14 protein-coding genes and 6 pseudogenes are annotated in these 21,094 nt (G+C 63.6%); 12 read left to right on the top strand and 8 right to left on the bottom strand.

The window, feature by feature from the left end; genetic code table 11:
* Positions 1-37: 37 nt before the first annotated feature.
* Together ABIF91_RS13930 and ABIF91_RS13925 are read left to right on the top strand one after the other, a co-directional pair.
* Positions 38-646: pseudogene (locus ABIF91_RS13930) on the top strand (NADPH-dependent F420 reductase); the annotation flags it as partial.
* A 49-nt stretch (positions 647-695) separates the two neighbouring features.
* Positions 696-1,067: a nuclear transport factor 2 family protein gene (locus ABIF91_RS13925; protein ID WP_028177484.1), complete on the top strand. Its 372-nt coding sequence runs from the start codon at positions 696-698 to the stop codon at positions 1,065-1,067.
* Between the two features lie 20 nt (positions 1,068-1,087).
* On the opposite strand, the gene ABIF91_RS13920 is transcribed toward ABIF91_RS13925, so the two are convergent.
* Positions 1,088-1,747 carry a DedA family protein gene (locus ABIF91_RS13920; protein ID WP_028177485.1) on the bottom strand — a complete coding sequence of 220 codons (660 nt, stop codon included), beginning with the start codon at positions 1,745-1,747 and terminating at the stop codon, positions 1,088-1,090.
* A gap of 296 nt (positions 1,748-2,043) precedes the next feature.
* Here ABIF91_RS13920 and cobS point away from each other — a divergent pair, with 296 nt between their 5' ends.
* From cobS to ABIF91_RS13895, 5 genes are all read left to right on the top strand, one after another.
* Complete coding sequence (gene cobS, locus ABIF91_RS13915; RefSeq protein ID WP_028177486.1) at positions 2,044-3,042, top strand: cobaltochelatase subunit CobS; 999 nt, start codon at positions 2,044-2,046, stop codon at positions 3,040-3,042.
* Between the two features lie 210 nt (positions 3,043-3,252).
* On the top strand, positions 3,253-5,157 hold the full coding sequence (gene cobT / locus ABIF91_RS13910) for a cobaltochelatase subunit CobT (RefSeq protein WP_028177487.1): 1,905 nt from the start codon (positions 3,253-3,255) through the stop codon (positions 5,155-5,157).
* Positions 5,154-6,239 (top strand): esterase-like activity of phytase family protein, encoded by a 1,086-nt coding sequence (locus ABIF91_RS13905; RefSeq protein ID WP_424579202.1) that lies wholly within the window; start codon positions 5,154-5,156, stop codon positions 6,237-6,239. Before cobT ends, ABIF91_RS13905 begins: the two co-directional genes overlap by 4 nt.
* Positions 6,240-6,536: 297 nt before the next feature.
* Complete coding sequence (locus ABIF91_RS13900) at positions 6,537-7,649, top strand: NADH:flavin oxidoreductase/NADH oxidase (RefSeq protein ID WP_028177489.1); 1,113 nt, start codon at positions 6,537-6,539, stop codon at positions 7,647-7,649.
* Positions 7,650-7,909: 260 nt separating this feature from the next.
* Positions 7,910-8,317, top strand: coding sequence for a hypothetical protein (locus ABIF91_RS13895; protein WP_028177490.1), 408 nt, complete (start codon positions 7,910-7,912; stop codon positions 8,315-8,317).
* A gap of 151 nt (positions 8,318-8,468) precedes the next feature.
* On the opposite strand, the gene ABIF91_RS13890 is transcribed toward ABIF91_RS13895, so the two are convergent.
* Positions 8,469-8,714 carry a PilZ domain-containing protein gene (locus ABIF91_RS13890; protein WP_028177491.1) on the bottom strand — a complete coding sequence of 82 codons (246 nt, stop codon included), beginning with the start codon at positions 8,712-8,714 and terminating at the stop codon, positions 8,469-8,471.
* Positions 8,715-9,176: 462 nt separating this feature from the next.
* On the opposite strand from ABIF91_RS13890, the pseudogene ABIF91_RS13885 reads away from it, so the two are divergent.
* From ABIF91_RS13885 to ABIF91_RS13865, 5 genes and pseudogenes are all read left to right on the top strand, one after another.
* A pseudogene (locus tag ABIF91_RS13885) lies at positions 9,177-9,611 on the top strand (transposase); the annotation flags it as partial.
* A gap of 106 nt (positions 9,612-9,717) precedes the next feature.
* Positions 9,718-11,475: an IS21-like element IS1631 family transposase gene (gene istA / locus ABIF91_RS13880; protein WP_424579201.1), complete on the top strand. Its 1,758-nt coding sequence runs from the start codon at positions 9,718-9,720 to the stop codon at positions 11,473-11,475.
* Positions 11,476-11,479: 4 nt separating this feature from the next.
* Positions 11,480-12,246: pseudogene (istB, locus tag ABIF91_RS13875) on the top strand (IS21-like element IS1631 family helper ATPase IstB).
* Positions 12,247-12,320: 74 nt separating this feature from the next.
* Positions 12,321-13,262, top strand: a pseudogene (locus ABIF91_RS13870) (transposase); the annotation flags it as partial.
* A 1,286-nt stretch (positions 13,263-14,548) separates the two neighbouring features.
* On the top strand, positions 14,549-15,613 hold the full coding sequence (locus ABIF91_RS13865; RefSeq protein WP_424579200.1) for an IS630-like element ISRj1 family transposase: 1,065 nt from the start codon (positions 14,549-14,551) through the stop codon (positions 15,611-15,613).
* 9 nt (positions 15,614-15,622) lie between these two features.
* Here the strand turns inward: ABIF91_RS13865 and ABIF91_RS13860 are convergent.
* The 6 genes and pseudogenes from ABIF91_RS13860 to tnpA form a co-directional block, all read right to left on the bottom strand.
* A pseudogene (locus ABIF91_RS13860) lies at positions 15,623-16,989 on the bottom strand (DUF2235 domain-containing protein).
* Positions 16,990-17,077: 88 nt separating this feature from the next.
* The gene (locus tag ABIF91_RS13855; RefSeq protein ID WP_155252170.1) at positions 17,078-18,004 is read right to left on the bottom strand and encodes a hypothetical protein; all 927 of its coding nucleotides are present in this window, start codon (positions 18,002-18,004) and stop codon (positions 17,078-17,080) included.
* A gap of 49 nt (positions 18,005-18,053) precedes the next feature.
* On the bottom strand, positions 18,054-18,704 hold the full coding sequence (locus ABIF91_RS13850; protein ID WP_063712394.1) for a UPF0149 family protein: 651 nt from the start codon (positions 18,702-18,704) through the stop codon (positions 18,054-18,056).
* A pseudogene (tnpC, locus tag ABIF91_RS13845) lies at positions 18,701-20,252 on the bottom strand (IS66 family transposase). Before tnpC ends, ABIF91_RS13850 begins: the two are co-directional and overlap by 4 nt.
* A gap of 50 nt (positions 20,253-20,302) precedes the next feature.
* Positions 20,303-20,659: an IS66 family insertion sequence element accessory protein TnpB gene (gene tnpB, locus ABIF91_RS13840; RefSeq protein ID WP_018273742.1), complete on the bottom strand. Its 357-nt coding sequence runs from the start codon at positions 20,657-20,659 to the stop codon at positions 20,303-20,305.
* On the bottom strand, positions 20,656-21,078 hold the full coding sequence (gene tnpA, locus ABIF91_RS13835) for an IS66-like element accessory protein TnpA (protein ID WP_424578819.1): 423 nt from the start codon (positions 21,076-21,078) through the stop codon (positions 20,656-20,658). Before tnpA ends, tnpB begins: the two co-directional genes overlap by 4 nt.
* Positions 21,079-21,094: the final 16 nt, after the last annotated feature.

Below are 21,094 nucleotides of genomic sequence, written 5' to 3'. Positions count from 1 at the left end.
TCTCTGGGCCACCGATTAATCCAAAACATCCCGGAGACTTTCCATGTCCACTATCGGCATCATCGGTGCAGGCAATATTGGCCGCGCAATCGCCCAAGCCCTGGCGCGTAAGGGCATCGCCGTGACCCTGTCCAACAGCCGCGGCCCGGACAGCCTGGCGACGACCGTTGCCGAACTCGGTCCGCTCGTGACCGCCGGCACCCGCGAGGAGGCAGCTTCCAGGGACATCGTGTTCGTCGCGGTCAACTGGTCGAAGCTGCCGGACGCGCTTGCCGGCCTGCCGCCATTCGCCGGCCGCATCGTCATCGATGCCAACAACCCGATCGAGGCGCCGCTGTTCAAGCCGGCCGAACTCGGTGGCCGCGCCTCATCCGAAGTTTTCGCCGATCTGGCGCCCGGCGCTCGCGTGGTGAAGGCATTCAATCACCTGCTGCCGGCACTCCTGACTGCCGACCCTGCGAGCGAAGGCGGCCGGCGCGTCCTGTTCTACTCCGGGGACGAGGCCGGCGCGAAAGCGGCAGTCGGCGCGCTGATCGAGCGGCTCGGATTCTTCGGCATCGATCTGGGTTCGCTCGCGATCGGAGGCAGGCTGACCCAGTTTCCTGGCGGTCCGCTTCCGGCGCTGAACCTGGTCAAGTTCGGCTGACACTTCGAGAATGTTCACCAACAATATGAGATGACGAAAGGCTACCCAGATGACAACCGAGAGTACCGATTTCGACCACCTGCTTCGCTCAAATCTGGAGCGCGTGTTCAACGAGCGGGACGAGGACAAACGGCGCGCCGCCATCGCCGAGTTGTTCGTCGAGGAGCCCGTCATGTACGAGCCGGCGAAGATCGTCCGGGGTCGGTCGGAGATATCGCGCGTCGCCGGAGACCTTCTGCAGCAGTTTGGGCCAGCATTCAGGTTCGTACCCGATGGCGTCGCCGTGGGGCATCATGGCTTGGCACGTTTGGCCTGGCACGCCGGGCCCGAGCATGGTCCAGTCGCCGTGACCGGCGCCGACGTCGCGGAAATCGAAGGCGGTAAGATCTCGCGCTTGTGGGTGTTGCTCAACGCGCCGTGAGAGACGGTCGCCCTGCCGAACTAGGCCTGGGGCTTCGAGGCGGCGACTTCGCTACGGCACCGGCGGCGGATGAGCCACACCGCCGCGCCCCCCACGATCGCCACGGCGACCACGGTCAAGATCCAGATGTGCTTGCCGACATGCTCATGATGATGCAGCCCGGCATATTCGTGCAGGGCCGAGACCGCCAGCACGCCCGGCAGCACATGCGCGGGCGCCCAGGCCAGGATTGCCGGGATGTTCACCGCGTAGAATTTCGCCGGCGCCATGCCGAGTGCGCCGGCGGTCACGGGGACGAAGGCCCGGACCGGCGGCACGAAGCGGGCGAAGAACACGGCCCAGGTGCCGAAGCGGTTGAAGAAGCTCTCGCTCTCGGCGACTACGCGCGGATAGTTGGTCAGCGGCCAGGTGTTGAGGATCTCGCGCTGGCGCCGGTGCCCGATCCAGTAGGCCGAACCGTCGCCGAGCACGGCGCCGAGCGCGGCCGCCAGCAGCACCCATTGCAGCTTGAGTTCGCCGCCCGGGACCAGGGCGCTCAGCGCCAGGATGATGGTCGAGCCGGGGATCACCGATCCCACCACCGGAACGGCTTCGAGCAGCGCCGCCAGGAACAGGGTCAGATAGCCCAGCCATGGATGGGCCGAGACGAAGGAGATGAGCGGATCGAGGAAGGACGTCACGTCGTCTCTGTGGCGGGCTGGAGTATCGGAGTTCAGACCCTACCTAAGTAAGCACGAGCGGCAAACTTGCCATTTGGGAAGGCAGAGACTTCCCCCGCCCGAAATTCGAGCGTGATTCGCAAGGCAGCCCTCCAAAAACTGCGTTCCTTGCCTATCTAAATGAAAAGACGACGGAACTTTGATTGGAGGGCGGGCTTCTGCCGGCCCCGCGTCTCTGATAGGTTGCTTTTCAGCACCCAGCCGCAGCCAACGTGCGAATAACCGGTTTCGGGACCGCCCGGGACCTCGGAGGATTGATGACGACCGCCGCCCTGTCCAAAGTTGAGGAAGTTTCCGGTCTGCCCGACATGAAAGTGTCGGTTCGCCAGGTGTTCGGGATCGACAGCGATCTCGAAGTGCCGGCCTATTCCGCAGTCGATCCTCACGTGCCCGAAGTCGACGCCGATTACCGCTTCGACCGTGCCACCACGCTCGCCATTCTCGCGGGCTTTGCGCGCAACCGCCGCGTGATGGTGACCGGCTATCACGGCACCGGCAAATCCACCCATATCGAGCAGGTCGCCGCCCGCCTGAACTGGCCCTGCGTGCGCGTCAACCTCGACAGCCACATCAGCCGCATCGACCTCGTCGGCAAGGACTCGATCGTGGTCCGCGACGGCAAGCAGGTCACCGAATTCCGCGACGGCATCCTGCCCTGGGCGCTGCAGCACAACGTCGCGCTGGTGTTCGACGAATACGACGCCGGCCGCCCGGACGTGATGTTCGTGATCCAGCGCGTGCTGGAAGTCTCCGGACGCCTGACGCTGCTGGACCAGAACAAGGTGATCAAGCCGCACCCGGCGTTCCGCCTGTTCGCCACCGCCAACACCGTCGGCCTCGGCGACACCTCGGGCCTCTATCACGGCACCCAGCAGATCAACCAGGGCCAGATGGACCGCTGGTCGATCGTCACCACGCTGAACTATCTCAGCCATGACGAGGAAGTGGAGATCGTGCTGGCCAAGGCCAAGCACTATCGCACCCAGGAAGGCCGCGACATCGTCAACAAGATGGTGCGCCTCGCCGACCTGACCCGCAACGCCTTCGCCAACGGCGATCTGTCGACGGTGATGAGCCCGCGCACGGTGATCACCTGGGCCGAGAACGCCGACATCTTCGGCGACATCGGCTTCTCCTTCCGCGTCACCTTCCTCAACAAGTGCGACGAGCTCGAGCGCCCCCTGGTCGCCGAGTTCTACCAGCGCTGCTTCAACGCGGAGCTGCCGGAATCGGCGGTGAACGTGGCGCTGAGCTGAGGTGTAGGATGTCGTCCCGGACAAGCGCAGCTCTTGGCAACGCGAAGCGTTGTCGAGAGCGAAGCGCAGATCCGGGACCCATAACCACAGGCCGTCGTTTTGCGAAGATTGGGCCATCAGTGCGCTCACTAATTGCTCCCTTTGGTGATGGGTCCCCGCGTTCGCGGGGACGACGGATCAAGCTGAGCCCGGGACGACGGTGAGATCGAGATGAGCACCACCTCCAACTCCAAATTCCGCACCAACAAGGAAGCGCCGACCGAGCCGTTCAAGCGCTCGGTCGCCTCCTGTCTCAAGGCGATCGCCAAGACGCCCGAGCTCGATGTCTCCTTCGCGGCCGAGCGGCCCGGCCTTGCGCCGGGCAAGGCGCGGCTGCCCGAGCCGGCGCGGAAAATGACCAAGCGCGATGCCGCGGTCGTGCGCGGCCATGCCGATTCGATCGCGCTCAAGCTCGCCTGTCACGATCCCAAGGTTCATCGCAAGCTGATGCCCGGCAATCCGCAGGCGCGCGGCGTGTTCGAGGCGGTGGAGCAGGCTCGCGTCGAGGCGATCGGCGCGCGCCGCATGGCCGGCGTTGCCAAGAATCTCACCGCGATGCTCGACGATCATTTTCATCGCGGCAAGTTCGACGAGATCACCGACCGCGCCGATGCGCCGCTCGCGGACGCGCTAGCGATGCTGGTGCGCGAGCGCCTGACCGGCCTCGCGCCGCCGGCGGCGGCGAAGAAGATGGTCGACCTCTGGCGGCCGATCCTCGAAGACAAGATCGGCAAGCGGCTCGACCGGCTCGACGGCGTGGTCGAGGACCAGACCAGGTTCGGCGACGCCGTGCACGATCTGTTGTCGGCGCTCGAGCTCGGCGACGAGCGCAACGCCGACAGCGAAGACAATGACGAGAACGACGAGAACCGGGACGGCGACAACGACCAGTCCGGCGCCGAAGGCTCGCCCGATTCCGACGCCGCGCAGGAGATGAGCGCCGACCAGGCGCAGGCCAGCTCGGAGGAGATGAGCGAGAGCGCGATGGAAAGCGCGCAGGCCTCGACCTCGGATACGTTCGACGACGGCGAGCTCGGCGACGACGAGACGCCCGGCGAGGCGACGCGTCCGAACGCGCACGGCAAGAACGAGCCGCGCGGGCCGGAATATCACGCCTTCGCGCCCAAGTTCGACGAGGTGATCGCGGCCGAGGACCTCTGCGACCACGACGAGCTGGAGCGGCTGCGCGCCTATCTCGACAAGCAGCTCGCGCATCTGCAAGGCATCGTCGCCCGCCTCGCCAACCGGCTGCAGCGCAAGCTGATGGCGCAGCAGAACCGCGCCTGGGAGTTCGACCTCGAAGAGGGCATCCTCGACCCCGCGCGGCTGTCGCGCGTCGTCACCGATCCCTATCACCCGCTGTCCTTCATGCACGAGAAGGAGGCGACGTTCCGCGACACCGTGGTGACGCTGCTGCTCGACAATTCCGGCTCGATGCGCGGACGCCCGATCACGGTCGCGGCGACCTGCGCCGACATTCTCGCGCGCACGCTGGAGCGTTGCGGCGTCAAGGTCGAGATCCTCGGCTTCACCACGCGTGCCTGGAAGGGCGGGCAATCCCGCGAGGCCTGGCTTGCCGCCGGCAAGCCGGCCAATCCCGGCCGCCTCAACGATCTCCGCCACATCATCTACAAGTCCGCCGACGCCCCCTGGCGCCGTGCGCGAAAGAATCTCGGCCTGATGATGCGCGAGGGGCTCCTGAAGGAGAACATCGACGGCGAGGCGCTGGACTGGGCGCACAAGCGCCTGCTCGGCCGGCCCGAGCAGCGCAAAATCCTGATGATGATCTCGGACGGCGCGCCGGTCGACGATTCCACGCTGTCGGTCAATCCCGGCAATTATCTCGAGCGGCATCTGCGCCACATCATCGAGGAGATCGAGACCCGCTCGCCGGTCGAGCTGATCGCGATCGGCATCGGCCATGACGTCACGCGCTACTATCGCCGCGCGGTGACGATCGTGGACGCCGAGGAGCTCGGCGGCGCCATCACCGAGAAGCTCGCCGAGCTGTTCAGCGAGACCAACACGGCGCCCACGCAAGCACCCGGTCGCCCGCGACGCAAATTTCATTCGTGAGCACGCATTCATCCCGCCGCAGCTTTCTTCGGCACGCCGCGGCGGGATTATCCACTCTCGCAGTCTCGCCTCTCGCGCAGGCGCAAGGCGCGGCCGAGCCGCCACCGCGCCCGCTCCAGGTCGAGCACGCCGTCGCAGAACCCGCCAGCGTCGAGGTCAACGCGCGCCCCATTCCCAGTTTCGAGCCGCGTGACCGCTCGCGCACGCGCTTCGGCTCGCTGGACTATCGCAGCGGCCTGGTGCTGACCTCGCCCTATCGCGGCTTCGGCGGCCTGTCCGGCCTCCGCTTTCTCGACGGCAAGGGCGAGCGCTTCCTTGCCATCTCCGACCAGGGCGGCTGGTTCACCGGCAGCATCCGCTATGCCGGCCGCGAGATGACGGGCCTTGCCGACGTCGAGGCCGCGCCGGCGCTGGGCGCCGACGGTCGGCCGATCACCGAGAAGAAGCTCTGGTACGATACCGAGTCGCTCGCGCGCGACGGCAACCTCGTCTATGTCGGGCTCGAGCGCGTCAACCAGATCCTGCGCTACGATTTTGCCAAGGGCGGCACGCGCGCCCGCGGCGAGATCATTGCCGTGCCGCCCGCCTTGCGCAAGTTGCCCTACAACAAGGGGCTCGAGGCGATGGTCGTCGTGCCCAAAGGCAAAGACCAGAACATGGCGCTCGGGGGCACCCTGATCGCGTTCTCCGAGCGCGGGCTGGACGCCGACGGCAACCTCGTCGCCTTCCTGATCGGCGGCCCCACGCCCGGCCAGTTCAGCGTGCGGCGCACTGAGACCTACGACATCAGCGATGCCGTGCTGCTGCCCTCGGGCGAGCTGCTCATCCTCGAACGCAAATTCTCCTGGTTCACCGGCGTCAACATCCGCATCCGCTCGATCCCCCTGAAGTCGATCGCGCCGGGTGCGCTGGTCGATGGCCCCGCGCTGTTCGCCGCCGATCTCGGCCACGAGATCGACAACATGGAAGCCATCGACGCCCACGTCACGAGCGAAGGCGAGACCGTGCTGACCCTCATCTCCGACGACAACTTTTCGATGCTCCAGCGCACCTTGCTGCTGCAATTCACGCTGGCGGAATAGGACGCAGCTTGTCGTCCCGGGGCGCGCGCAGCGCGAGCCCGGGACCCATACCCACAGGGCGGAGTTTTGCGAGGACTCGGAATGGGAGCTCGCTCCACGATTCCATCCTGTGGCTATGGATCCCGGGCTCGCGCTGCGCGCGCCCCGGGATGACGGCAGGGGCGGTGCGCGACCTCGCGACCAATGATTGCGGAAATGCACGCCGGGGCTACCCGCCATTCCCCCGTGCGCCTAGCAATCCGCGCGTCTCCCACTACACTCCTCCGCATCGCCCTCCATCCTCCGGAACTTCCCCGCATGAGCGTCCTGTTTTCCCCGATCAAGCTGCGCGGCCTGACCTTGAAGAACCGCATCGTGGTCTCGCCGATGTGCCAGTATTCGGCCGACGACGGCGTCGCCTCGGACTGGCACTTCACCCACATCAACAATCTCAGCCTGTCGGGCGCGGCGATGTTCTGCATCGAGGCGACGCATGTGGAGGCGATCGGCCGCATCACGCCGGGCTGCCTCGGGCTCTACAGCGATGCCTGCGAGGCCGCGCTGAAGCCGATCCTCCATTCGGTGCGCAAGCATTCCTCCACCGCGATCGCGATGCAGCTCGCCCATGCCGGCCGCAAGGCCAGTAGCGCGCGGCCCTGGGACGGCGGCCAGCTGATTCCGGTGGAGCAGGGCGGCTGGCAGACGGTCGGCCCGAGCGCGGTGCCGCACAAGGAGGGCGAGGCCGCCCCGCAGGCGCTGGATGCGGCAGGCCTGAAGCGCATCCGCGAGGCCTTCGTCGATTCAACGAAGCGCGCCGCGCGGCTCGGCATCGACGCCATCGAGGTGCACGGCGCGCACGGCTATCTCCTGCATCAGTTCCTGTCGCCGATCTCCAACCGGCGCAGCGACGAATATGGCGGCAGCCTCGAGAACCGCATGCGCTATCCGCTCGAAGTGTTCGACGCGGTCCGTGCCGCATTCCCCTCGGACAAGCCGGTCGGCATGCGGGTGTCGTCGACCGACTGGGTCGAGGGCGGCTGGGACCTGGCGCAGACGATAGAATTTGCGCGAGCGCTGAAGGCGCGCGGCGTCGACTGGATCGATGCCTCCTCCGGCGGCGTCTCGCCGCTGCAGAAGATCGCGCTTGGCCCCGGCTATCAGGTGCAGTTCGCGGACGCCATCAAGCGCGAGACCGGCCTGCCCACCATCGCCGTCGGCCTGATCACGGAAGCGAAGCAGGCCGAGGAGATCGTGGCGTCCGGCAAGGCCGACATGGTCGCGCTCGCCCGCGGCATGCTCTACGACCCGCGCTGGCCCTGGCACGCCGCCGCCGCGCTCGGCGGCGAGGTCGAAGCGCCCCCGCAATATTGGCGCTCGCAGCCCTCGACGCAGAAGGCGCTGTTCGGCAAGACCACGTTCGGCGCGAGGTGACGTCTTCCTCTCCAGCGCGAGCAAAGCTCGTCGCGACTCCGCTGCGGCAGGCGACATTGAAGAGGTCGTCATGCCCGGGCTCGTCCCGGGCATCCACGTTCTTCATGCCGCGAGATGAACGTGGATGGCCGGGACGAGCCCGGCCATGACAGAGGTGGAATCAAGGCCACCCCCCAAATCCATCCGTAACTCCCCTGAGCTTCCACGCCCTCCCAAACTGGCCTAACCTTCGGCGCAGGCGAGGCAACGGAGGGCTGCCCATGCGTTATCCTGTCCGCAAAGCGGCTCACATCTTCGAGCGCGTGGGCCTTGCTATGGCCGGCGCGGCGTGCGGATTGTTCGTCGGCGCCTATGTCGGTGCGGCGATTCCGATGCTGACCACGCAGGGCTTCCTGCTGCTGATGATGCTGCTCGGCGCCGTCGGCTTCTATCTCGGCATCGACACGCCGCAGCTGCCGTTCGACGACGCGCACAGCCAGATCGACGCCGCCGAATTCATGAGCGCCGCCGGCACGCTGTTCGCCACGCTCACCGCCTTCGTCTCCGTCGTCGTCATCGTGCTGCGGATCGATCCGCACATGCTCTGGACCTGGCTCGTCTTCGCCGGCTGGCTCGCCGGCGTCGTCATGCAGATCGTCGCCGGCGCCAAGGCAAGGATGCGGAAGTAGCTCTCTCTCACCCTCCCCTGGAGGGCAGGGCTATCGCATTTGCACATTTTGCAGAGGTCGTCATGCCCGGGCTTGTCCCGGGCATCCACGTTCTTGTGCTGCGTGGAGATGCGTGGATGGCCGGGACAAGCCCGGCCATGACGCTGTAGCCTCAGAACACCACGCCCACGCGCGTGCCGCGCTTCCAGGCGATGCGGCAGCGCTTCTTGGTGTTGACGTGCAGGAGCTCGAAGCGATCGGGGATCTTCACCTGGCCGCCGAGATCGACGCAGGCCCCGCCGGGCGAATAGTCGATCAGCGTGCAGGGGATCACCGGCGCGCGCGGGTCGGTGATGATCTTGGCCTGGCGCGACACCAGCCCTGCTGGCTTGACGCGGACATGGCGGCGCGGATGCATTGGCACTCTCCTCCAATTCCGCATCTAGCGGCGGGTTCGGGCGACGATGATGCCGGCGAGTTGATGCGAAGCAGCTAAGGCCGGCAGGAGAATTTTAACGAAAAGTGCCGGCGAAGGCAGCAAGCGGCGGTAGCGGGTCACTCTGTCTGGAGGGGTCCGAGACGAGCGAAGCTCGCTCGTGGGGGGACTGCGCGCAGCGCGAGTGGGGTGGGGGGATGTCTCGGCAGGCAGTGCTCAACGCGAGAGACGTCACCCATTCCATGTCGCATTGCGCCACGAGCGAGCTGGGGCGCGCGGTCTCATCACTTGCGCGGCATTTTCACGAGGTCTGCTTTGCCGCTGACAGCGTCGCGCACCTCACCTCAGGGCCGCAATGGGGCCGATTTTGTTGCAAAAGTCGGTTGAGACGAGCCGCGAACCGTGATTCCGTTGTGTTGACGCGAATCTCGGCGAGGTCGATCCATGATGGGCCGTGCGAAGAGTGACCAAGGTCAATTGTTCTACGAGTTTCATCTTGGCGACGCGGTTCCTGAAGATCATCTCGTGCGGAAGATCGATGCTGCTCTCGATCTGTCCTGGCTTCGCAGTGAACTAGCACCTCATTATTCGTCCACGGGTCGCCCGTCGATCGATCCGGAACTGATGATCCGGATGCTGGTCGTGGGATATGTCTTTGCGATCCGTTCGGAGCGGCTGATCTGCCGTGAAGTGCAGGTGAACCTTGCCTATCGCTGGTTCTGCAAGCTCGGGATCGAGGACGCTATCCCGGATCATTCGGCGTTCTCGCGCGCCCGCAACGAGCGCTTCCGCGAGGGAGATGTATTTCGCCACATGTTCGAACGGGTCGTGGAGGGGTGCATTGCGGCCGGTCTGGTTGGCGGCGATGGCTTTGCAGTCCCCGTGGGTCGGTCAAAATCCCCCGGGTATGGTCACTTGAAACTCCCCCACCTGATGATCGCCGTCAGCGCCGCTGAACAGCAGTAGCCGGTCAGGCAGGACGTTTATGTTCGACCCCTTTAGCCAGCAAGGGGCCGGGGAGTTGAACGTCTTGAAGCGACATCTGCAAAGCACCGTACTTACATTACTTGATCGCAACACCAGCCAGCGCGAGATTCACCGGCTGACGGGTGTCGATCGCAAGACGATCCGGCGTTATCAGGCGCTGCGGGCCGGTGCGGAGGCAAATTCCCCCGGGGAAGTGACCACCGGCTCGGTGAGCGCGGACGGCCAAATTCCTCCACCCCGACCACCGGCTTTTGGGACATCGGAAGCGACGGTCACCAGCAGCCTGGCCCGTTCGGCTTGCGAAGCGCATCGGACGTGGATCGAAGAACAGGTCCGGCTGAAGCGGAACGCGCAGGCGATTTACCAGGACCTGGTTGATCAATTTGGCTTTCCGTCCAGCTACCAGAGTGTCAAGCGGTTTGTGCGCCGGTTGCGGCACGCTGATCCTGAGCAGTTTGATCGTCTTGAGTTCCTCCCCGGCGAGGAAGCTCAGGTCGACTATGGCGAGGGCGCGCCGACGGTTGATCCGAAGAGCGGGCGGTACCGTCGTCCCCGCCTGTTCGTGATGACGCTACGCTACTCGCGGCGCAGCTTCCGGCGGGTAGTCTGGAAGTCCAGCCAACAAGTCTGGGCGCAGCTCCACGAAGAGGCGTTCCGGTATTTTGGCGGGGTCCCCAGCTATGTCGTGCTCGACAACCTGAAGGAAGGCGTCCTCAAGCCGGATTTGTACGAGCCCCAGCTCAACCCGATTTACAGCGCGATGCTGGCTCATTACGCCGTGGTCGCCGATCCCGCGCGCGTGGCCGATCCAAATCGGAAAGGATGCGTCGAGAATGCGATTCAACATACCCAGGGCACTGCGCTGGCCGGACGGCGCTTCGAGACGCTGGAGGCGCAAAACGAGTTCTTGAGGCACTGGGAGGAGAACTGGGCTTTCAAACGCATCCACGGCAGCACGCGCCGTCAGGTCGAGGCGATGTTCCAGGAAGAGAAGCCGCACCTGCGGCCGCTGCCTGTCGCTCCCTTCCGCATCTTCACCGAAGTCGTCCGGACTGTCTGCGACGACACCACCGTACGCGTCGACAACAGCTATTACGCCGCGCGGCCCGCGCCGATCGGCAGCCAGGTCGTCGTGCGCATCTACACCACCACGATCGAGATCCGTGATCGCCACACCCGTGCGCTGCTGCGTGTTCATTCCCGGATGGCGCACCCCGGTTCTGTCGTCCTGCCGACCAGCGAACGGCCGTTCAACCCGTCGCGGCAAACCGCCGTGCTGCTGGCGAGCGCCGAGCGCATCGGACCGCAGACCAGGGCCTTGTGCCAGCAGGTGTTCGACACCGAAGGGCGCCCCGGACAGCGCGCGATGTGGGGCATTGTCGGGCTGGGCCGGAAGTATCCGGCGCGGCTGGTCGAGCAGGCCTGCGCGCACGCCATCGACAACCGCATCTACCGCTACAAGCACGTGCGTGCGACCGTCGAGCGGTTGTTCGAACAGGCGATCGAGCAGGTTGGAGTGACGCCACAGCCGGCATCGCCGCTCACCCAGGATCATCCGCTGATCCGTACCCCCGCGGAATACGGCGACCTCTTCAGCCGCGCTGTGCGGCGCGACGCCGACGACAATGGTCGGCAGGCCGAGGCTCACGACGATCACGCCACGGCAATCCGCGCTCGTGTCGCCTGCGCAACCCCGGCCAACTCCGGCGCCACGAGCGCTCCCGCTGCACCTTCTCACCTTAAACTGGAGACCTAGCCACATGATGACCATGCCGGAAATTGAGCGTTGCCTACGACAGCTGCGCCTGTCGGGTGTCCGCGACACGCTGCAGACGCGCGTGCTCCAGGCGCAGGGCGCCAACCAGCCCTTCCTCGAGACCTTCTCCCTTATCCTGCAGGATGAACTGGACCGTCGTCAGTCCCGTCTTATCGAGCGGCGATACCAGCAATCCGGGCTCGACGAAAAGCTGACGCTCGCCGAGTTCGACTGGTCCTTCAATCCCAAACTGCCACGTCAGACCTGCTTCCAGCTCCACACCCTGGCGTTCATTGCCGCTGGCGAGAACGCTCTGCTTGTTGGCAAACCTGGCACCGGGAAGTCGCACATCGCCAAGGCGATTGCCTATCAGGCGATCCTGCAAAGCCACAAGGTCCAGTATCTTGAGACCGACGACTTCTTCCACCGCTACGCCCTGAACTCTCCGGCACAACGCGAGGTCCGGCTGCGAACCATCATCGACTGCGATCTCCTCGTGCTGGACGATCTATTCCTCGCACGCGCCATCCCCGACGACGCCGGCACTTTGCTGCAGACCCTGATCCATCAGCGTTACAAACTGCGCCGCAGCGTCATCGTCACCTCCAATCGCGTCGTGCAGGATTGGGGGCATACCTTGGGGACAACACTATGAGCACGACGATCCTCGATCGCCTTATGCATCATTGCCATCTGCTTGAGTTCGACGGACGCAGCTATCGGCTCAAAGAAGCCGCTGAAGCTCTTGCCCGGGAAACAAACTCAAACTAACAGTCCCTTGTCCTGCCTCGCGGGTGGAGGAATTTGACTGACCACACCCGGAGGAATTTGAAGTGACCCGCGGGGCAGTCGATGCGAGCCTGATCCAGGCTGATGCCAACAAGCGACGCTCGATCGCAGGTCAGGATTGGCGCAAGGACCGCGACCCGCAAAGGTCCAGCCGCGCGGTGAAGGAGTATCTGGAGACCCTCGACGATCCGGCGTGGGGCGCCGCCAGCGATGTCGTCCCGAAGTTTGTCTCGCCATCCGATCCGGCAGCGCAGTGGACCGGCGCTCACAAGGGACCGGCATTCTTCGCGTACTCCGACAACTATCTCATCGACGTGAAGTTCGGCGTCATCGTTGATGTCGAGGCCTCCCGCTCCATTCGCCAGGCCGAGGTCGGAGCAGCGAGGACCATGATTGAGCGAACGGAGGAACGCTTTGGTCTCAAGCCGGAGCGGCTTATCGGGGATACCGCTTACGGGGCCGCTCCAATGCTGAACTGGCTGGTCGAGGAGAAGGGCATCGCGCCCCATATCCCCGTGTTCGACAAGTCGAAGCGGGATGATGGCACCTTCTCGCGCAGCGACTTTCGATATGACCCGACCAGCGATGTCTACCACTGTCCGGGCGGAAAGCGGCTTGGGACGAGCGGTACCGTGCACGAGGGCAAGACCCTTCTGTATCGCGCAAGCAAGCTCGACTGCAATGCATGCCCGCTCAAACCGCAGTGCTGCCCAAAGGAGCCATCACGCAAGATCCCACGCGATATCCATGAGCATGCCCGAGACGTTGCCCGGTCGTTGGCTGGCACCAAGGGCTTCGAGCTCTCTCGGCGTCAGCGCAAGAAGGTCGAGATGAGGTTCGCACACTTGAAGCGCATCCTGAAGCTTGGTCGGCTCCGATTGCGCGGCCCGCAAGGTGCCCAGGATGAGTTTGTTCTAGCCGCCATCGCCCAGAATCTGAGGCGGTTTGCATCGCTGGTCGCACGTCCGCCACCGGCTCAGGCTCTGCGCATCGCGTAGCGTCGAAGTTGCGTAAAATGCGTCAGGGCCAGCGCTTCAGAGCGCGGCTCAACGAAAGGCCCAAGGGCCAAATCCACTGCAGCCGACTTTTGCAACATAATCGGGCCACAAGGAGACACCGGTCTAAATTCTAGGTATGGCTTCAAGCTCGAATTAACTCGCCTCTATCAGTATCTCGGTAGCGAGGGCCCGAAATGCTGGAATGGCTAGAACTAAGCGGACTGGGGCCGCACTTGGCCCGCTTCCGCCGTTGGCTGGACAAAATGCCGAACCGCGAGTTCTCTCAACTTGGCGTTTGGGGTAAGTTTGGCCGGCTCATGCTGGTGCTAGCGGTCCTCGGCTTGATTTCCGCACCAGCCATCTGGTTGCTCGCCAAATAGTAAGCGGGCGGTGCTTGGGGCTCGGCCACATCGATGGCTAAGACTACGACGTCTGCCTAGGGTCTTGGCCGTGTAAAAACGCAACGCAGAGCAAATTGCAGAGAAAAGTATTCCTTCGAAAGCCCGCTCTGGGAGCATGAGGAGCATACTGAACTGCGGCGCTGCCGTATCCGAGAAGCAGATTCTGTGCCCTTCGGGAGATTTCACGTTTTCACACAGCCAGGGTCATAAGCGGCGCTCAGCGGGCATCGCTATGTAGGTCACCACCGACCGAGTGCGGACTTTTAAGAGTTCTGCGCGTTCCACCAGCGTCGTACATTAGAGAACAGCCGTCCGAAAATGAACAGCCCAGTAGCAGTGAGGAGCACGGCTGTCGCGAGAGCTGATACGAAGGTGATTGGGTCGCTCTCAAAGCTGACGAGTCTTGACCAGCCCATCCAACCAGGGCCGTAACCGCGCGAGTACAGTTCCCCTGTCGTGAATACGCGACATATTTGGGCTAGCCCCAGCCACATCCCGAAGGCGAAGAAAGGCAGACCAACCGCGAGTGCGGCTATTGCTTTACCGGTTTGCAGCAATTTCCGCATTCGAACTCGTCGGTTTCCCCACACTACGATGATCTCTTAAACGGCGGCCTTCCACAATGCTAGTTGTAGGGAAACCGACAAACAACCTTTGAAGGCTCGCGAAAAGCGCGACATCGATAAAGAAACCGTTAAGCGCAGCGATACCTCGACCGGCCGCTCGCCGCGAAACTTTCGCTGCTAGTCGAGGTCTGCAACGGGCCGCAAGTCGCCGTCACATCCAAGGTGCAAAACTTCCGCAGTGCCTCGGTAAGCTGACGTTGACGGCTCCGCGCCCTAGTACCCACTTTTCTTGGAACGTGAGTCGTGATTCAAGGTCGGGATGATACCCGAAGCAAGAGAAGTCCACCTTTCGAGGAAAGATCGCAAGGTGCTTGAGGCGTGCTGTCGCTCACCGGTGACGTTGCAGCGCGATTTGAAGCGGGCGCGGATAGTTCTGTTGGCGGCGGATGGGCGCAGCACCCGGTCGATCGCCAAGGAAGTTGGGGTCCAGCCGCGGATTGTCAGCCTTTGGCGGCATCGCTATGCCGACCATGGCCTTGAAGGGCTGCAAGACAAGCCGCGGCCTGGCAAGCAGCCGATCTATACGAAGACGACCGACAAGCGGATTCTGAAGCTGCTGGATAAGCCGCCACCGCAAGGGTTTGCGCGCTGGACCGGCCCCCTGCTGGCCGAGGCGCTGGGCGATGTCGATGTCCAATATGTCTGGCGGTTCCTGCGCAGCCACAAGATTGACCTGGTGGCTCGCAAGTCCTGGTGCGAGAGCAACGACCCGAACTTTACGGCCAAAGCCGCCGATGTTGTCGGCCTCTATGTCGCGCCGCCGGCGAAGGCCATTGTGCTGTGCGTGGACGAGAAGCCCTCGATCCAGGCTTTGGAGCGAGCGCAGGGTTATCTGAAGTTGCCCAATGGCCGCGCCTTGACCGGCCAAAGCCACGATTACAAGCGGCATGGCACCACAACATTGTTTGCGGCGCTCGAAGTCGCCACCGGAAAGATCATCGCGACCCATTCAAAACGCCGGCGCCGCGTCGAGTTTCTCGATTTCATGAACAGCGTCACCGCGGCTTTTCCGAACCGCAAGCTTCACGTCATCCTCGACAACCTCAACACCCATAAAAAGAACGAGGACTGGCTCAAGGCCCACCCCAACGTGCAATTTCATTTCACGCCGACAAGTGCGTCATGGCTCAATCAGGTCGAAGTATGGTTTTCCATCTTGCAGGGGCAGTCGCTCAGCGGCACCTCCTTCACGAGCCTCAAGCAGCTTCAGGAACACATCGATGCCTACGTCAACGCACACAACGACAGAGCCGAGCCCTTCGTCTGGACCAAGAAAAAGGTCCGTCAACGCCGTTTCAAAGGCCGCCGTATCACTCAGCTCTGATTCCGGGTACTAGCTCGTCTTCGGCTCTCCAGGCGGCGGCGAAGCCGCGCCCTCCATCTCCGCCGCGGCCTCCGCATGCCCCGGCCCCACCGGCATCGGCACCGTCACGTAATCCTTCGGCATGTTCACCGGCCGGTAGTCCGGCTCCACCGCCATCCGCTTCAGCACGCTCTCATGCACATGCGCGCCTTCGGGAATGACGCGCGGCTCGCAGTCGGGGATGTAGAAGCCGAAATAGGCCTTCCGCTCCGGCCATTCCTTGTACGCCGCGCTCTTCGGCAAATACTCCAGCACCCGCCAGGCCGGCGTCATCGAATCGTGCAATTGGCCCGTCTTGCCGGTGTAGGCCGGCGCGACATAGTGGAACGGCGAGTTCTTGCGCTGGACGCCCCAGGCGAGCTGGTTCACCGTGCGCGGGTTGAAGTTCAGCCCGGCCTTCGCGGCCTCCTCGATCATCCAGATCAGCGGGTATTTCGACTCGCCGCTCTCGACCTCCGGATAGCCGCCGCCGACGTCGCAATGCACGCCGGCGAACCACACCTGCAGAATGTCCTGCGGCACCTTCTTCTCGTCGGGGACGTAGCGGTTGCTCCAATAGTCCTGCGGCTCGCGGTATTGCTTCAGGCGGAACATGCAGCGCCGCTCGTCGATCGCGATCGCCTGCCGGAAGATCCTGACGCTGGGGTTGCGCAGCGTGAAGGCGAGCTCCTCCAGGCTGAACAGGAAGAAGAAATTGTCGCGCCGCGGCACGATCACGCTTGCCACCGTGTCCCACACGCCGATGAAGTGGATGGTCGGCCAGCGCGTCGAGGTGATGCGCGCGAACTGCGCGGCGAGGTCGAATGTGTCCTTCGGCAGCGGCCCGCTCTCGTCGGTCGCGATGCCCTCGACGTCTTCGATCGCGTTGCCGCGCCCCGTGCCGGAATATTGCTTGTAGGCGACGAGGCCCGAGCCTGCGAGGTTCGCCTGCTCCGGCGAGATCAGGCCGATCTTGTGAATGAGCCCCGCCAGCACCCGCACGGTATAGGCCCCGCGCGAGAAGCCGAACAGGTAGATCCTGTCGCCGGGCGCATAATGCTGAACCAGGAAGCAATAGGCGCTGAGCACGTTGTCATCGAGCCCGTAGCCGGTGGCGAGCCCCAGCACCATGTTGACGTTGGCCTTGAAGCGGTGCCACGTCGAAGGCTCCGTCACCGTGCCGACCCCGGGATCGAATACACCATCTGCCGCGGCGACGTTTTCTCGGTCTTGCGCAGGCAGCGATACAGCTTCAGTACGTTGGAGATGTTCTCGGAGATCTCGTTGCCGGTGCCGTCGCAGCAGATGACGAGGTGTTTCGGCTCAGGCTTGCGGTCGGTATCGTGCGCCGGCTCCATGGAATGCGCCTCCGGGTGATGCTACCGAGGCGAGTATAGCGGGATATTGGACATAGTCATGCTGTTGATTGCAATCGCCTGAGCAGCGCTATTGGCTATTGGTTCCAGTAGTCTGCGTGTCCTCGCTATGAATGCTGAGTACCTTGCGCCGAATCTCGTTCACGATAACCGCCGGCAAATCCATTCCTTCAAACCGCTCATTGTGGTCCTCGATCCATTTTCTTGCTTGATCTCGATCGAGATCGTCTAGGGCAATTTTCTCGTGAAGTTCAACTGCGGCCATTCGCGACAATCCCAATTCTATTAACGACACCAGTGTTTGGGTAGAAACACCGAATTCTAACGCGAGGCCTACGTCCATCTCGTTCGAAATTAGGTCGCTTCGTCCAATTTCTCGTAAATGCAGCTTTAGTACCTCCATATAGGCGGAGACAAACTTAGGCGCTCGAAATCGAGCGGTCTGTTCGATCAACTCCATTGTGTTTCGGATCAGTTTTGGCAGAGGGACGGTGCGGCCGTGCCTGCGATTGTATGCTATTCTTGCTCGAATGATAGCAGCGAGAGAATATCCCTTCAGCCATTCGAGAACGACGAGTGTGTGCAGGGGGATCAGCGTTTTCGGCAAGAAGGCGGGGTATAGGTGCTCGTTTATCGTTTCCATGATTCGCATCAGCCGTTTGTAAGCATCGCCGCTTTCTGGCGGTGCCGGCAGAAGGTCTTCAATATCCCCCTCATAGGACCTGAAATAGTTCAGAAGTTTCTGCATCCCTACTGAGCTGACGCCCGAATGTCGGCTCGCTAGTGAAGCGGGAATGGAAAGGTGTGAAACAAGATGCGCGAGCTGTGCGTTTACCGCCGAAATGAAAATCGGATCGTGACGTTTGGTGAAAGGAGCTTCTAAGATGGATCCCTCGCGGAGGTGCAAGGCCAAAAGATAAGCGCAAACCTGCTCAAGTTGTGCGAACTCATTGAGTTCGCCTGCGCCACGGTCCCAGCGAGATCTAATGAATTCCAACGTAAACGGTACGAGAGGCCCACGGAGCCACGGACTTGGTGCGGACGGCCTACGCACCGCGCTTGAAGCGTATAGGCATCCAGAACTGCCGGAGGGCCTCGACGGTTGCTGGAATGTTGCGCCAGGCGTTTTGGATGATGGGCTGCGTTCCCAGCGTGCGCCGGGCCGGGGGTAGCAAGGGTCGACCGGCGTCGTCGATGCAATGGACCAAGATCGGCCGCAGCATAAGGTGTTCGGTTCCATTCGGGGGGAGAAGCCGCGACCAGACGAGAAGCCGAAGCTTCATGACGGCGTAGAAGCCCATGCACCAGGGCTGCGGGTCGACTTCGCCGTCCGGTGATCGCACGAACAGCGGCTCGAAGCTCTCCGGTCTCGTCGACAGCGTCTCGCTGATAGCGTTGTGGCGCATCAGCGTGGCGGCGATTGCCGAGAACTCCTCGGTGTCGTGATTGAAGGCGTCGGGATCTACGCCGAGGAGCGGGCACACCCATTCCTCGGACGCCATCGAGACCGGCCCGGCGACGACCGCGGCCACCGCGCCATCGAGCATGGAGAGCGACGTCGCCCGCGGATGCCGAAGCGTCGGCGACCTGGCGCGCTTGCTGATCCATTGCCCGAGCCGTTCGAACGACATGGCATAGTCCGCCATCGTCGTCTTGCGTGCTTTTCGCGTTCCCCGCCCTTGCTTCGGCTTCGTCATGCCACGGCCCGCTTTTCGGCTTCGCGTGCGGCCTTCCAGTTCCAGGCCAGAAGTTCGTGAAGCTGGTTGGTCTTCGTGGCGCCGCTCACCATGCGATCGAGAACGTCGACGAGATACGCCTCGGGGTCGAGGCCATTCAATTTCGCTGTGTTAAGAAGCGAAGCGAGTATCGCCCAGGTCTCGCCCCCGCCTTCGTCACCACTGAACAACGAGTTCTTTTTTCCGATCGCAATTGGCCTGATCGATCGTTCGACCGTGTTGGTGTCCGGCTCGAGCCGCCCGTCATCCAGGAACGTCGTCAGGCCCTGCCAGCGTTCGAGCATGTAGTCGATCGCCTTGATGAGCGTCGAGCGGCGGGAGATCCCGTCCTTCACCGCGATCAGACGGGCCCTCAACGCCTCCATCAGCGGCTTCGTCTCGGCCTGTCGCGTCGCGCGGCGTTCCCCAGCATCGAGACCGCGGATCCTCTCCTCGATCGCGTAGACGGCCGCAATGCGCTCGATGACCTCCGCGGCGAAGGGTGAGTTCGTCGTCTTGTGCACCCTCACGAAGTTGCGGCGCGCGTGAACGAGACAATACGCCAGCTGGATCTGGCCCGACATCATCGCATCGCCCGCCAGCGAGGCGTAGGCGGCATAGCCGTCGACTTGCAGCACGCCTTCGAAGCCGGCTAACTGCGCCACGATCTCCTTTTTGCCGCGACCACCTGCGAACACGTAGGCGACCGCCGGCGGCGCCGGCCCCTTTCCACGCCCGATCGTCCGTCGCGTGCGCCCAGAACTGGCAGATCCTCGTGCGGCCGCGTCCCGGATCGAGCACTGGCATCGGCGTCTCGTCGCAGAACAGCCGCTCGAAGCCGTGCATAGTCTTCAGTTGCAGATCGTAGAGGCCCCTGACCAGCCACGCCGCGCTCCCCATCCAGCGCGCCAGCGTCTGACGGTCGACGACGACACCCTGACCCGCCAGGATCTGCGTCTGGCGATAGAGCGTCGATTGCCAGGCATATTTGGCCGCGGCGATATGCGCGATCAGCGCCGTCGTTGCCATGCCGCCCTCGACGAGCCGCGCCGGTGCCGGGGCCTGGACAATCGGGCCCTCACAGGAGCGGCAGGCGTATTTTGGACGGATCGTGCGGAGCACGCGCAGCCACGCGGGAACCCGATCGAGCGCTTCGCTGCTCTCCTCGCCGATCCGATGCATCTGACCCGTGCAGCACGGGCACAGCGTGGACGCCGGCTCGATCACCCGCTCGACCCGAGGCAGATGCGCCGGCAGCGCGCCGATGTTGCGCTTCGCTTTGCGCCGCTCCGGCCGCGGCGCGTCCGGTTTGTCGTCATTGGCCGGGAGCTGTGAGCCGGCGGTCCGTTCCAGATCAAACGCGATCTGTTCGGCGCAGACGATCGCCGCGCGCTCCGATCGTGCGCCGAAGATCAGGCTCTTCAACGTGGCGATCTCTGCGCGCAGATCATCGTTCTCGCCTTCGAAAGCCAGCACCATCTCGGCAAGAGCCGCAGGGTCAGAGGGGAGATCTTCGGGGCGAAGCGCCATATCGCAGAGCTACACGAACGCACTCGCAATCGCCAGCAAAACAAGACGCTTCAGGCAACCTTCGTCGGCCGCTTCGTCACCTTCGGGACCACACGCGACCACTCCGCAAGACCTTCAATCAGCATCGCCAGTTGCGCCCCCGTCACCGGCATCGTACCCTCGCGAACAGGTGGCCAGGCAAAGCCCCCATTCTCCAGCCACTTCGTCGCTAGAACCATTCCCGAGCCGTCAAAAACCAGTAGCTTCAAACGATCCGATCGCTTCGATCGGAAGACATAAACGTCACCGCTGTAGGGCTTGCCGCCTAATCCCTCCGCTACCAGCGCGACAAGGCCATGAACGCCTTTACGAAAGTCAATCGGCTGCGTCGCGACGAACACACGGACCATTGGACCGAAAGAGATCATCGCGTCGATCTCACCGCCGCCAGCACGCGCTCCAGCGTCGCGGCGTCGACGCCGACGGGCACGCGCACCGTCGCGCCCGCGATCATCACCTCGATCCGCTCGGCCGGATCCGTCAGAACATGCGCCTTATCGATCGCGTTCGGCTGCGCCTCGACGGCGGCCTGGAGCCTGACTTGCACGAACTGCGGCGCTTCGCTCGACGCGAGCCGCGCCTGGCGCCGCCACACACTGAGCAGTCCCCGGTTCACCCCGTTGCGTCGAGCCACCTCGGAAATGCTCGTCTCCGGATCGGCACTCTCGGCCACGATCCGCGCCTTCTCCGCATCGCTCCAACTGCGCCGTCGCCTCTCCCCTGTGATCACCTCGATCCGCTGATAGGAGGCGGCATCATGCCCGTCTTGATGTCTGTCTTGATGCATGGAACGAGCGTCCCTC

The sequence above is a fragment of the Bradyrhizobium sp. USDA 241 genome, from assembly GCF_049739505.1.
GTDB lineage: Bacteria > Pseudomonadota > Alphaproteobacteria > Rhizobiales > Xanthobacteraceae > Bradyrhizobium > Bradyrhizobium liaoningense.
This window is presented reverse-complemented; position numbering and strand designations above follow the sequence as displayed.

What these genes read in the sequence shown, in the direction of transcription:
- ABIF91_RS13925 (WP_028177484.1), top strand. Translation starts at nt 696, where the DNA reads ATGACAACCGAGAGTACCGATTTCGACCACCTGCTTCGCTCAAATCTG.
- cobS (WP_028177486.1), top strand. Translation starts at nt 2,044, where the DNA reads ATGACGACCGCCGCCCTGTCCAAAGTTGAGGAAGTTTCCGGTCTGCCC.
- cobT (WP_028177487.1), top strand. Translation starts at nt 3,253, where the DNA reads ATGAGCACCACCTCCAACTCCAAATTCCGCACCAACAAGGAAGCGCCG.
- ABIF91_RS13900 (WP_028177489.1), top strand. Translation starts at nt 6,537, where the DNA reads ATGAGCGTCCTGTTTTCCCCGATCAAGCTGCGCGGCCTGACCTTGAAG.
- ABIF91_RS13895 (WP_028177490.1), top strand. Translation starts at nt 7,910, where the DNA reads ATGCGTTATCCTGTCCGCAAAGCGGCTCACATCTTCGAGCGCGTGGGC.
- ABIF91_RS13890 (WP_028177491.1), bottom strand. Translation starts at nt 8,714, where the DNA reads ATGCATCCGCGCCGCCATGTCCGCGTCAAGCCAGCAGGGCTGGTGTCG.
- istA (WP_424579201.1), top strand. Translation starts at nt 9,718, where the DNA reads ATGTTCGACCCCTTTAGCCAGCAAGGGGCCGGGGAGTTGAACGTCTTG.
- ABIF91_RS13865 (WP_424579200.1), top strand. Translation starts at nt 14,549, where the DNA reads ATGATACCCGAAGCAAGAGAAGTCCACCTTTCGAGGAAAGATCGCAAG.
- ABIF91_RS13850 (WP_063712394.1), bottom strand. Translation starts at nt 18,704, where the DNA reads ATGACGAAGCCGAAGCAAGGGCGGGGAACGCGAAAAGCACGCAAGACG.
- tnpB (WP_018273742.1), bottom strand. Translation starts at nt 20,659, where the DNA reads ATGATCTCTTTCGGTCCAATGGTCCGTGTGTTCGTCGCGACGCAGCCG.
- tnpA (WP_424578819.1), bottom strand. Translation starts at nt 21,078, where the DNA reads ATGCATCAAGACAGACATCAAGACGGGCATGATGCCGCCTCCTATCAG.